General features: G+C 74.0%; 8 protein-coding genes and 1 tRNA gene. 3 read left to right on the top strand and 6 right to left on the bottom strand.

Translation table 11 applies throughout. The annotated features are described in order from the left end of the window. Positions 1-141: 141 nt before the first annotated feature. Both ACIPSJ_RS02475 and dacB read left to right on the top strand, forming a co-directional pair. A complete protein-coding gene (locus ACIPSJ_RS02475) occupies positions 142-1,023 on the top strand; it encodes a DUF2236 domain-containing protein (RefSeq protein ID WP_401342867.1) in 882 nt (293 codons plus the stop codon). A 63-nt stretch (positions 1,024-1,086) separates the two neighbouring features. Then, positions 1,087-2,367 carry a D-alanyl-D-alanine carboxypeptidase/D-alanyl-D-alanine-endopeptidase gene (dacB, locus tag ACIPSJ_RS02470; protein WP_401342865.1) on the top strand — a complete coding sequence of 427 codons (1,281 nt, stop codon included), beginning with the start codon at positions 1,087-1,089 and terminating at the stop codon, positions 2,365-2,367. 11 nt (positions 2,368-2,378) lie between these two features. On the opposite strand, the gene ACIPSJ_RS02465 is transcribed toward dacB, so the two are convergent. The 5 genes from ACIPSJ_RS02465 to ACIPSJ_RS02445 all read right to left on the bottom strand — a co-directional run bounded on the left by ACIPSJ_RS02465 (position 2,379) and on the right by ACIPSJ_RS02445 (position 9,226). Then, complete coding sequence (locus ACIPSJ_RS02465; RefSeq protein ID WP_401342863.1) at positions 2,379-2,756, bottom strand: hypothetical protein; 378 nt, start codon at positions 2,754-2,756, stop codon at positions 2,379-2,381. Between the two features lie 44 nt (positions 2,757-2,800). Continuing rightward, complete coding sequence (locus ACIPSJ_RS02460; RefSeq protein ID WP_401342862.1) at positions 2,801-4,201, bottom strand: Cys-Gln thioester bond-forming surface protein; 1,401 nt, start codon at positions 4,199-4,201, stop codon at positions 2,801-2,803. A 448-nt stretch (positions 4,202-4,649) separates the two neighbouring features. Next, complete coding sequence (locus tag ACIPSJ_RS02455; protein WP_359223682.1) at positions 4,650-5,129, bottom strand: single-stranded DNA-binding protein; 480 nt, start codon at positions 5,127-5,129, stop codon at positions 4,650-4,652. Between the two features lie 269 nt (positions 5,130-5,398). Then, the gene (locus tag ACIPSJ_RS02450; RefSeq protein ID WP_401344535.1) at positions 5,399-7,570 is read right to left on the bottom strand and encodes a YfjP family GTPase; all 2,172 of its coding nucleotides are present in this window, start codon (positions 7,568-7,570) and stop codon (positions 5,399-5,401) included. 48 nt (positions 7,571-7,618) lie between these two features. After that, on the bottom strand, positions 7,619-9,226 hold the full coding sequence (locus ACIPSJ_RS02445; RefSeq protein WP_359223678.1) for a dynamin family protein: 1,608 nt from the start codon (positions 9,224-9,226) through the stop codon (positions 7,619-7,621). A gap of 321 nt (positions 9,227-9,547) precedes the next feature. On the opposite strand from ACIPSJ_RS02445, the gene ACIPSJ_RS02440 reads away from it, so the two are divergent. Continuing rightward, a tRNA-Arg gene (locus ACIPSJ_RS02440) sits at positions 9,548-9,620 on the top strand. A gap of 126 nt (positions 9,621-9,746) precedes the next feature. Here the strand turns inward: ACIPSJ_RS02440 and ACIPSJ_RS02435 are convergent. Continuing rightward, on the bottom strand, positions 9,747-11,918 hold the full coding sequence (locus ACIPSJ_RS02435) for a SpoIIE family protein phosphatase (RefSeq protein WP_401342860.1): 2,172 nt from the start codon (positions 11,916-11,918) through the stop codon (positions 9,747-9,749). Positions 11,919-12,124 lie beyond the last annotated feature (206 nt).

Here is a 12,124-nt window from a genome sequence, read left to right as displayed (position 1 = left end):
GCCCCGGCCGGCCGGCGGACGTGACGTACGTCATAGCGAGTCCCCGCATCGACGGACAGTGGCCCGGCGTCCTCCTCTTCGCCACGGAGGGGTCAAGTGCCTTGATTCAGCAGGCACTTGGTAAGGACGGGGGGATCGGCCGTGCGCCGTCGCTACAGATGGGTGGAGCGTGAGCTGGCCGGTATGGACCCCGAGACGGACTGGGAGCGGATGATCTCGCTCTACATCGGCCATCGCGTCCCGGAGTTCGCCCTGGCGATGACGATCTATCCGGGCACGATGCGCATGATGCAGCCGCCCGCGACCGCCGCCACCCTGGCCCACACCGGGAAGCTGGAGGCGCGGCCGGACCGGCGTCTCCGGGACGGGAACGCCTTCCTGACGGCCTGGATGGTGGACGGCCTGTCCAGTCCGCGGGGCCGCGGGGCCGCCGAGCGGCTGAACCGCCTCCACCGGGCCGTCGACCGCCGCACCCCGCACCTGCCCGGCAACTTCGACGACGTCGACGACTTCGTCTATCCCCTGGTCCTGCTGGCCACCTTCGGCGACCGGCTGCAGACCTCGCTGGGGCTGCCCGGTACGAGCGAGCCCATGAAGATCGCGTGGCACCGCTGGGCGCGGACGCTCTTCCGGCTCCTGGAACGCGAGTCCGGGCCGCTGGCCGGCGAGGCGTTCCCCGAGGACTGGGACGCGATGACCGAGTTCGCCGCGAAGTTCGACTCCCGGCCCCACGAGCAGACGGAGGCCGGCCGTCGCGTGGCGACCGCGATGATGGACTTCTTCGCCGAGCGCTGGTTCCCCGCCCCCTTCCGGGCGTTCGGCAGGGACGTGACCCGCTGGCTCGCCGGTGAGCGGGTCTGCCGGCTCCACCGGATCGGCTGGATGAGCCCCGGGCGCGAGCGCGCCGTCCGTCTCTTCCTGAAGTCGGCCTTCCGCGCCCAGCGTCTGCTGCCCGACTACCGCACACCGCTTCCCCAGCGCCTGCGACGCAGGGCCGCTTCTTCACAGGAAGCTGACAAGTAGCTGATCTTGCGCTGTTACCTTCCTTTCTGCCCACGCCCCCACGAGCATTGGTTACGAGACTCCGTGTTCCTTTCCTCCTCCGCCCTCCGCCGGGCCGCCGTGCTGGCGGTCGCCGTTCCCGTCGCCGGTACGTTCCTGTCCGCCCTGTCCGCTCCGGCCGCCTTCGCCGCCGGCGAGACCATCGCCGTGCTGGACCCGGCCGAGCAGCGGATCGCGGACAACCTGGACACCCGCAGCCAGGACGTCCGCCTCGGCAGCACGCTCGGCGGGGTCGTCCTCGACGCCGGTTCCCGCAAGCCCGTCTGGGGCCACGGCGCGACGACCGCGCTGATGCCCGCCTCCAACACCAAACTCGGCACCGCGACCGCCGCGTTGACCGTCCTCGGCCCCGCCCACCGCTTCACCACGAAGGTCGTCCGCGGCGACGGCACGCTCACCCTCGTCGGCGGCGGCGACCGCACCCTGACCACCGCGGATCTCACCGAGCTGGCCAGGACCGCCGTCACCGGGCTGAAGAAGGCGGGCCTCACCTCGGTGCGGGTCCGTGTCGACGACAGCCTCTTCCCCGAGCCCACCCTCGCGACCGGCTGGAACGACGGCTACTACCCCGACTCCGTCGCGCCGGTACGGGCGTTGGTGGTCGACGGCCACCAGGTGACGGACACCTCCCTGGACGCGGGGCAGGTCTTCGCCGCGGCCCTCGCGCAGCAGGGCGTCACCGTCACCGGGGAGGTCGCCCACGGGGTGGCCGCTCCGGGCGACGTCCCCGTCGCCTCGCACCGGTCCGCCGCGCTGTCCGCCGTCGTGAAGCACATGCTCAAGGTCAGCGACAACGACTACGCCGAGACGCTGCTGCGGATGACCGCGCTCGCGGCCGGGCGCCCGGCCACCTTCGAGGACGGCACGGCGGTCGTGCGCGAGGTGCTCGGGCAGTACGGCATCTCACTGGCCAACTACGTGATCCACGACGGCAGCGGGCTGTCCCGTGCCAACCGGATCCCGGCGCAGACCATCGCCGACATCCTCGACCTGGCCGCCGACCCGGGCCACGCCGAGACCCTGAAGTACATCGTGGACGGCCTGCCCGTCGCGGGCGAGGCTGGCTCCACGCTGGGCCCCGAGTGGGGCCGGTTCGACACCGCGGACTCGCAGTGCGCCGTCGGCAAGGTCAAGGCCAAGACCGGCACCCTCACCGGCGCGATCGCCCTGAGCGGCCTGACCAAGGCCCAGGACGGGCAGTGGAAGGTCTTCTCCTTCATCGAGAACGACTCCACCGCCGCCCCGGCCGACATCAAGGACGCCCTGGACGGCCTCGCGGCCACGGTCAACGGCTGCTGGGCCTGACGGACCCGAACCTACGGAGCGGTGCGGCGGTGCGTGTCCTGGCCCGATCCGTGCAGGGTGCGGGCCAGGAGGAGGGCGGTCACCGCCGCCGCCCCCACCACGTCGGCCGAGCGAAAGGCGTGGGAGGAGCGCCAGGAGAGGACGGACCAGCGGGACTGGGCCGAGAGGACCGAGCCCGTGCTCAGCCAGGAGCCGGCCGAGAACAGGGAGAGGGCCGAGCCGATCGAGCCGGCCGAGAGAGTGCTGCCGACCGAGCCGATGGACAGGGCCGAGCCCACCGAGCCGATGGAGAGCACGGAGCCCGCCGAGCCGATCGACAGCACCGAGTCGTGCGACCACAGGGACAGGATGGAGCCCGAGCACGACGACGCGTCAGCTGAGTTGGTCATGACGCCATAGTGCCCGGCGGGCCGGGCTCCCGTCCGGGAGTCACTCAGTCGGTCCGCTGGTTCTCGCGCTGACGGAGGATCACCAGGACCGCGCCGCCGATCACCACCAGGCCGATGGCCACGCCCGTGATCACGCCGGTCGCCGAGTCGCCGCCGGTGGCCGCGAGGTTGACGGTGCCGCCGGTGGTGCCGCCGACCGAGGCGGGGCTGGGCTCGCTGAGCGTCTGGGTGGTGAGGCCCGCGTCACTGCCCTGCGTCTTGCAGTCGAGGACGCCGGTGAAGCGGCGCTCGAAACCGTTGGGGCCGGTGATCGTGAAGTCGTAGGCCTGGTCCTCCTGGAGCGGGATGGTCACCGTCCGCGAGGTGCGCGCGGGGATGGTGTACTCGGTGCTCATCAGCTCGAAGGTGAACGGCTTGTCGCCGGTGTTGGCCGCGGTGAGGTCCAGCGCGCTCTTGGCGCAGTCCGTCTGGGCCGACAGGGCCGGAACGGCGCCCTGCTCCGCCCAGGTCGCGTTCGCGGTCGCGGCGACCGTGGACTCGCTGGAGCCGGCCAGGATCTGCGTCTGGCTGCGGCTCTCGGAGGTGAAGGCGCGGCCGACGGGGACCGTGGTCGACGCCTGCACGGTGAGTTCGGCGGATCCTCCCCCACTGCTGGACGCGTGGGAGGTACCCCCCGCCGCGTCGTCGGGAACCTTGAAGTAGAGCTCGCTGCCGTCCTCGGCCGTGCTGACCGGCTTGCCGGTCTTGTCGGTGATCCGTACGCCGCTGAGGGCCGCGTCGGACGGCGGGATCACGGTGACCGTGCGCGCGTTGGTGCGGACCGTCACCGGGCCGAGCAGGCCGCCCGGGCGGCCGGAGACGGCCGGCGGGGTGAGGGTCAGCGAGGCCTGCGGCTCGTTCTGGCCGCGGGCGCTCTTCTCCAGGTAGTCGGCGAGCTTCTCCGCCTGCGGGTCGACGGCGTCGACGTCCGCGCCGTCCGAGTAGCGCCAGATCGCCACCTGGGTGCCGGCCGCCGCGTCCTGTTCGGTGAGGCTGCCGACCCCGGCCTTGCGGGCGAGCGCGGCGAGATCGTTGACCTGCGGGTAGGAGTTCTGCAGGATCCAGCGGATCTTGCCCGCGCTCTTGTTGGCGCCGAGCGAGGTGCCGCTCCAGGCCGTCTCGTGGTACCTGGCGTCCCGCTGGGTGGGGTTGTGCAGGTCGACGCAGTACGTCTGGAGCGTGCCGCCGCCGTCCACGGACATCTCGAACAGTCCCGCGGCCACCTGCTCGTCGCCGCTGTCGCCGTGGACCACGGCCTCGCCGTAGGTCTTCAGGCCGTTTATGGTCGCCGTCGCCCCGCTCTGGTTCTGGGGGGTCCCGTCGTCGGCCGTGGCCCGGCCGGCGCCGGTCAGCACGACGGCGGCCACCAGCCCGGACACCAGGGTCGCGGCGGCGAGGCGGGCCACGCCTCTCGCGGACCCGGGCGTACCGGAGTGCCTGGCGGACGCGCGGGGCGCCGAGGAACCAGAGAACGCAGCGAGCACAGAATTCCCCTTCGAGCAGGACCCGTTGGACGCGGGGGGGGTGGTCCCACCAGCAGAATCAGCGGCCCCAGGGGCCATGCCCGGCATCCTATGGATCAGCCGGACCGGCCTTTCCCGGTGAGATGGTCCGATGAGCGATCCGATCCGCAATCGTTATCGCGGAAGCTCGGATGAGCGGGGCCTATCGACAAATCCACCCGGTCGCCGTGGCGGGCACTTCGGAGCGCATTCGCCGATAAGCCGCGTCGAGCCGTCGAGCCGTCGAGCCGTCGAGCCGTCGAGCCGTCGAGCCGTCAGAGAGTGTTCGATCGGCTGCGGTTCGGTCGTGCGGTGGTGAACGTTGCCCGGAGTGCGGCGACTTCACTTCGCGTCACGTCAGCGCCCCTGCGGCCGCCGCCGGTTCCAGCTGCTGGGGTGCGGCGGTGCCGGGGGGCTCCGTCGGTGTCTCCCAGTCCGGTTCCGGCCGGGGCGGTGCCGGTGCCGCCGTCTCCGGTTTCCCGGACCGTCGGAAGGCCGTCGTACCGCGGGCGAGGTCGTGGCCGATCGCCACCGCGTCGATGTCGGCGGAGGCCCACTGCTGGCCCTCCCGGTTCTCGGTGCGCACCTTCAGCCGCCCCTGCACGACGACCGGGTCGCCGACCGCCAGCGAGGTCGCCGCGTTGGAGGCGAGCTGGCGGTTGGCCCACACCGTGAAGAAGTTGGTGTGCCCGTCCGTCCACGCGCTCTTCTCGCGGTCCCAGTAGCGCGCGGTCACCGCCAGCCGGAACCGTGCCGACGGCCCCGCCGCCAGCTCCCGGTAGACCGGCTGCGTCGCCACATTGCCCACCGCGCAGACCATCGTCTCGTTCATCACGAACCCCTCCCTCACCCGGCCGCCGTGGCCGGGCGGATCCGCGTACGGGCCCGTCGTCCCGTACGGCTGTGTCGGCTGTGTCCATCGCGGCGACCGACCGCGTGAAGCGCGTCCGCACCCGTATGCGTCGAGCGTGTCCGCGTTCGCCGTGATCGCCGTGGGACCAGAGTGCCGCCGCCGGGCCGGGGCCGTCGTGGGCTGTGGACGGGCATCCGGGCTGTGGAGAACTCCCTCACCCGGACGAGTGACGCCCGTCCGCCGATGGATCACCCCACCCCGGCCCCGGTCCGCGTCACCCTCGCGTACTGCTCGCGCACCTCCTGGTACCGCAGCAGTTCGGCCGCCACCGGATCCAGCACCCGGGCCCGCCCGCAGCCGGCGGCGGCCTCGCGCAGCCGGCGCTCCGCGTCCAGGCCGTACCGCCGGGCCGGGCCGCGGGCCGCCATCCGGCAGCCCCATTCGACCAGCGGCCCGCCGACGATCCCGCCGACCATCAGCAGCACCGGGACGCCCAGGTTGGGTGCCATGAACCCGGCGATCTGCCCCACCAGCCACAGCCCGCCGACGATCTGCAGGAGCGTCATGGCCGCCTGGGCGAACACCGCCACCGGCCACCAGCCGGGACGCGGGGGCCGCCCCGGCGGCAGCCCGGCCCGGGTGGCCAGCTCGTCGAGCGCCTCGGACAGGCCCTGCGAGCCGCGTACGGCCGCCTCGCGCACGGCCTGCGCCCAGGGCCCCGGCAGTCCGGCCGAGGCCCGGTCGCAGACCGTGCGGACCGCCTGCTCGACGCGCTGCCGTGCGGTGGCCTCCTCCTCGGGCTGGGCCGGCTGCAGGCGGCTGGTGGGCAGTTCGCCGCGTCCCTGGCGCCAGCGCCACAGCCGTAGCCAGGGCGTGCCGCAGGCCCGGTTGGCGTTGCGCAGCCAGGCCCGTTCGGCGGCCTCGCCGGCGGCGGTGGCGCCCACCGCGTCGGCGAGCCGGGCGGCGAACTCGTCGCGCGCCTCCTCGGTGAGCCCGGCGCGCCGCCCGGTGGCGTAGACGGGCCGCAGCCGGTCCGCGGCGGCGTCCACGTCGGCGGCGACCCGGCGGGCCGCCGCGCCCCGCTCGGACACGAACTGGCCGAGCAGTTCGCGCAGTTCGCCGACGCCGTCGCCGGTGAGCGCGGACAGCCCGAGCACGGTGGCGCCCGGGTCGCCGTACTCGCCGAGGGCGATGCCGTCGTCGTCGAGGAGCCGGCGCAGATCGTGCAGGACCTGTTCGGTGGCCTCGCCGGGGAGCCGGTCGGTCTGGTTGAGGACGACGAACATGACCTCCGCGTGACCGGCCATGGGCCGCAGATAGCGCTCGTGGAGGACCGCGTCGGCGTACTTCTCGGGGTCGACGACCCAGATCACGGCGTCGACCAGCTTCAGGATCCGGTCGACCTGTTCGCGGTGCTGGACGGCGGCCGAGTCGTGGTCGGGCAGGTCGATCAGGATCAGGCCGCGCAGTTCGGCGTCCGCCTCCGGGTTGTGCACCGGGCGCCGCCGCAGCCGGCCCGGGATGCCCAGCCGGTCGATGAGGGCCCCGCCGCCGTCGCTCCAGGTGCACGCGATGGGTGCGGCGGTGGTGGGGCGGCGTACGCCGGTCTCCGAGATGGCCACTCCGGCGAGCGCGTTGAACAGCTGTGACTTGCCGCTGCCGGTGGCGCCGGCGAGGGCGACGACGGTGTGCTGGCCGGAGAGCCTGCGCCGGGTGGCCGCCTCGTCCAGGACCCGGCCCGCCTCGGCGAGGGTGCGGCTGTCGAGGCGGGTGCGGGAGAGGCCGACGAGTTCGCGCAGGGCGTCGAGGCGGGAGCGCAGCGGGCCGTCGTACGCCAGCGGTGCGGGGGGCGGGGCGCCCGGGCCGCGGGTCTCCAGGACGGGGACGGGCGCTTTGGCGGTCTCGGTGACCCGGCGGGCGATGAGTCCGTCGTCCCAGGCGTCCTCGGCGGTGGACGGGTCCGGGTCGTCGTCGGCCGGCTCCCGCTGCTCCCGCACACGCGCGTGCGGGACGTTCTCGGCGCCGGCGCCGGCGCCGGCCTCGGCGGAGGCCGTGTGATCCGCCGGCTCCTCTTCCCGCCTGTCCAGGTCCGACGCCGGATCCTGGGCGGCGTGGGTGGTGTGAGCGGCGTGAGCGGCGTGAGCGGCAGCGGGCGGCGCGGAAGCCGGTCCCGGGACCGGACCAGAGACCCCGAGGGAGTCCGGGCCCCGATCCCGGTCCGGGACACGATCCCGATCCCGGTCCGGGACACGATCCCGATCCCGATCCCGGTCCCAATCCCGATCCCGGCCCCGTTCCCGGCCCCGTTCCCGGCCCCGTTCCCGGTCCGGGTCCGGCGCAGCGGCGGGCGCGGTGGCGTCCGGCGTGGCCGGGCCGCTGTCGAGGTCACCGGCACCGGTGTAGTCACTGGTGTGATCCATGCGTTCCATGTGATCCGTGTGGTCGTGGTCAGTGACGGCGGTCACCGGTCACCTCTCCTTCTGGAGGACGGACAGGGCGGCGATGAGTTCGGCCTGGGGTTCGGGGTGGACGTCCAGGGCGTCGAGCGGGGCGAGCCGGCGTTCGCGCTCGGTGTGCAGGACGCGGTCCACGTGCTCGGTGAGCAGCCGTCCCGCGCGGTCGCGCAGCCGCAGCGCGCCATGGGCGCCGATGCGCTCGGCGAGCCGCTCCCCCGCCGCCTTGGTACGGCGGCCGCCCAGCAGCGCGGTGGCCACCAGGGCGGCGACGCCCTCGGCGTCCGGGGCGACGCTGCGGTCCAGCTCGCGCACCTCGTCCTCGGCGTACTCCTCCAGCTCGCGCCGCCAGCGCCGGACGGCGAGGCCGATGCGGTGCTCGGCGCTCTCCAGCGAGGGGTCGCGGCCGGTCAGCCCGGGGGCGGCGGAGGCGGGCTCGCGGCGCCAGGCGTCGTCGACACGTTCGTCGGCGGCGGTGACGGAGCACAGCAGCAGGGCGGCGAGGCTCTCCACCAGCGCGTCGAGGAGTTCCCCCGCCGCGCAGTCGAGGGGGAAGGCGCGCCAGCGTTTGAGGGCGTCCCCGGCGAGGACGGAACCGCTCTGCAGGCGTCCTCGCACGCGTGCCTGCTCGCTGTCGTACGCCGACTCGACGGCTGAGGTCAGACGCAGCGCGGCGGCGTACTGGGCGGCGGCGGCGCCGGCCAGCTCGGGCATGCGGGCCTTGAGGGAGTCCAGGAGGCCCTGGGTGGTCCGGGCCAGGGTGTTCCGGCGGGCGCCGGGGTCCTGTGCCTGATGGACCAGCCAGGCCCGCAGCGGGGCCACCGCGGTGGCCGGGAGCAGTCCGCCGCCCCAGGCCGACTCGGGCAGCTCGGGCACGGTGAACCGGGGCACGTCGCCGAGCCCGGCCTTGGTGAGGAGTGCGCCGTACTGCCGGGAGACCTCGGAGACGACCTGGTGGGGTACCCGGTCGAGGACGGTCACCAGGGCGGCGTCGTACTCCTTGGCGGTGCGCAGCAGATGCCAGGGGACGGCGTCCGCGTACCGCGCGGCCGTCGTCACCATCACCCAGATGTCGGCGGCGCAGATGAGTGCCCCGGCGAGGACCCGGTTGTCCACGACCAGGGAGTCGATGTCGGGGGCGTCGAGCAGGGCCAGACCGCGCGGGAGGCTGTCGGCGGTCTCGACGCGCAGCACGCGCGCGGAGGTCTCGCCGGGCAGCAGGAGGTCGTCGCCGGGCTCCTGATGCGGTACCCACTCGCGCGTGAGGTCGGGCAGCACGCGCATCCCGCTGAACCAGTGATGGTCCTCGGGATGGCAGACCAGCACGGGTGTGCGGGTCGTCGGGCGCAGTACGCCCGCCTCACTGACCCGGCGCCCCACCAGGGAGTTGACGAGGGTCGACTTTCCGGCGCCGGTGGATCCGCCCACGACGGCCAGAAGGGGCGCTTCGGGCTCTCTGAGGCGGGGCACCAGATAGTCGTCGAGCTGTGCGAGCAGTTCGTCGCGGTTGGCACGCGCGCGTGGGGCCCCCGCCAGGGGCAGCGGGAAGCGTGCGGCGGCGACACGGTCGCGCAGGGCGGACAGTGTGTCGAGCAGCTGGGGCCGTACGTCCAAGGTCACCACATGCGAAGAATGCCCAATTTTAGGGGAATTCTGAAGCATATAGACATGTCTGCGCGCCGACAGAACACAACGGGCGGAAGGGACGACTGGGACGGAGGCACAGTCCAGGCATAACGAGTGCACAACACCCGGTGCGCCAGGCGCCAAAAGCGATGCACGATTCGTACCTGCCTGCGATTATCAGGACCGCTTCACCGAACCTCCACATTGAGCCACGGAGGCGAAGCAACCGGGACAAGGATCGGGGAGTTCTATCCTTGTCCCCGGCAACGTCACGGACCGGCCCGCACCAGGGCAGTGCGTACGAGGCCAGCACAGCCGGCCCCCGTAGCTCAGTGGATAGAGCAGGCGCCTTCTAAGCGCTTGGCCGCAGGTTCGAGTCCTGCCGGGGGCGCCTCGCGCGGTTCTCCCCAGGGCGTGTTCGCCGGTCCGAGCCCCCTTCCGCAGTGCGTTCCACGGCCCCGGCTCCGCGTTCCCCGGATGCCCGCGCAAAAAGGGCTGGTTATGAGTGATCTACCGGTCAGGCGAACAGTGCCTGGAGCCCGGCGGGTTCGGTCTCGCTCAGTTCGGCCCAGACCGTCTTGCCGTGGCGGGCGTGGCGGGTGCCCCAGCGGGCGGCGAGCTGGGCGACGAGCAGCAGGCCGCGGCCGCCCTCGTCGAAGGTGCGGGCGCGGCGCAGGTGAGGGGTGGTGCCGCCGGCGTCGGACACCTCGCAGAGCAGGGTGCTCAGGCCCCGCCCTTCGGCGGGCCGGGGGAGGATCAGGCGCAGCCGGACCGGGGGCCTGCCGTACCGGATGGCGTTGGTGACCAGTTCGCTGACCACCAGTTCGGCGGAGAAGGCGAGTTCGTCCAGCCCCCAGGCGGTGAGCTGCCGTGCGACCCCGGCCCGGGCCGGGGCGACGGACGCCGGGTCGGGTTCCAGGTCCCAGGCGGCGACCCGGTCGCCCCCGAGGGTGCGGGTGCGGGCCAGCAGCAGGGCGACGTCGTCGTGCGGCCGGCCGGTGGGCAGCAGGGCTTCCAGGACCGTGTCGCAGGCGGTCTCCAGGGAGGGGGCGGGCCGGGCGAGCGCCTCCCGCAGGGCGGTGAGGCCCGCCTCCACGTCGCGGTCGCGGGCCTCGATCAGGCCGTCGGTGTACAGGGCGAGCAGGGTGCCCTCGGGCAGCTCGGCCTCCACCGCCTCGAACGGCAGTCCGCCCAGGCCCAGCGGCGGGCCGGGCGGCAGTTCGAGGAGGCCGGCGGTTCCGTCGCCGTGCGTCACGGTCGGCAGCACATGGCCGGCGCGGGCCAGGCTGCAGCGGCCGGCCACGGGGTCGTAGACCGCGTACAGGCAGGTGGCGCCGATGTCCCCGGCCGGCTCCCGGTCGGGGTCCAGGTCCGGGTCGGTGTCCGGGTCGGCGGCGGCCTCGGCGGCGAGCCGGATGACGACGTCGTCGAGGTGGGTCAGCAGTTCGTCGGGGGGCAGGTCGATGTCGGCGAGGGTGCGGACGGCCGTGCGCAGCCGGCCCATCGTGGCGGCGGCGTGGATGCCGTGGCCGACGACGTCGCCGACCACCAGGGCGACCCGGGCGCCGGACAGCGGGATCACGTCGTACCAGTCGCCGCCCACCCCGGCCCGGTCGCCGGCGGGCAGGTAGCGGCAGGCGACCTCGACGGCGGACTGTTCGGCGGTCCGCCGGGGCAGCAGGCTGCGCTGCAGGGTGAGGGCGGTGGTCCGGGCGTGGGTGTAGCGGCAGGCGTTGTCGACGGCCACCGCCGTCCTGGCCGCGAGTTCCTGGGCGAGCAGCAGGTCCTCGTCGTCGAAGCGGCCGGGCCGGTGCTGCCGGGGGTACCGGGAGAAGCGGGCGACGCCGAGGGTGGTGCCGCGGGCGGTCAGCGGCACCACGAGGGTGGCGCGGTCCGCCGTGGTCTGCCGGGCGGGCTCTCCGGTGGCCAGGGCACGGGCCGCCGGTGAGCCGTCGGGGCAGATGTGCGGCTCCTGCACCTTGACCGCCGGTTCCGGACCGCCCTCGGGTCCCGTCCGCTGGGCGGCCCGGCGCAGCAGGAACGGCTCCGCGGCCGGGGTGTCGTGGCCGCGCACCACCGAGTCGAGCAGGTCCACGGTCACCAGGTCGGCGAAGTCCTCGGCGGCGAGGTCGGCCAGCTCCTGGGTGGTACGGGCGATGTCCAGGGCGGTGCCGACGCGCAGGCCGGCCGCGTTGACCAGGGAGAGCCGCCACTGCAGCCGCCGGTCCCGTTCCGCCTGGAAGGCCAGGACGCCCTGTTCGGCGGTGCGGTCCACGTACCGGGTGGCGATGGCGAGGAGCCGGCGGGCGGCCGTGTCGACCACTTCGGGGTCGTCCGACAGCCGGGGCAGTTCGGCGAGGAGCCGGTCGAGGATGACGCCCTCGCCGAGCCGGTAGGCCCGCAGCATCACGGTGACGGAGGTGCCGGTCCTGGCCAGGGTGCGGGCGCGGTCCGCGTCGGCCGGCGGCGGGTCCAGGGCGCTGGGGTCGAGGCCGAGTTCCAGGCCGGTCAGCACGCCGAGGACATGCTCGGCGGTGTTCTCGGACGTCAGCCGCGCCAGCTCCGGATCCTCGAACAGCTCGGGCACCTCGTCGCGCAGGCACCGGGTGACACCCGCGATCAGCTCGTCCACCCGCGGGGCGAGCGCACGCGCGGCCCGGGGGAGAAGCCCGTCGGCGGTGCCGTCCACACCCTCGACGGTACGCCCCGCAGGGCACCCCTCACCCGGCGACGACAGCCGGCCGGACCGCCCTGACGGACGGGACCCTCCCGTCAGGCGCCCCGCCCACCAGGCGCCCCTCCGACCGAGCGCCCCGCCCCTCATATCGCTCGCCCCGCCGAGCAGCCCCCTCCCACCGGGCGAAGCCCCGCCGGCGGGCAGCCCTCTCCGACCGG

Origin of the sequence: Streptomyces sp. NPDC090088 (assembly GCF_044747345.1) — a bacterium.
In the GTDB taxonomy this organism is placed as follows: domain Bacteria; phylum Actinomycetota; class Actinomycetes; order Streptomycetales; family Streptomycetaceae; genus Streptomyces.
Note: the sequence above shows the minus strand (reverse complement) of the source record. Positions and strands in the feature narration are given on the sequence as shown.

What these genes read in the sequence shown, in the direction of transcription:
- ACIPSJ_RS02450 (WP_401344535.1), bottom strand. Translation starts at nt 7,570, where the DNA reads ATGGATCACACCAGTGACTACACCGGTGCCGGTGACCTCGACAGCGGC.
- ACIPSJ_RS02455 (WP_359223682.1), bottom strand. Translation starts at nt 5,129, where the DNA reads ATGAACGAGACGATGGTCTGCGCGGTGGGCAATGTGGCGACGCAGCCG.
- ACIPSJ_RS02465 (WP_401342863.1), bottom strand. Translation starts at nt 2,756, where the DNA reads ATGACCAACTCAGCTGACGCGTCGTCGTGCTCGGGCTCCATCCTGTCC.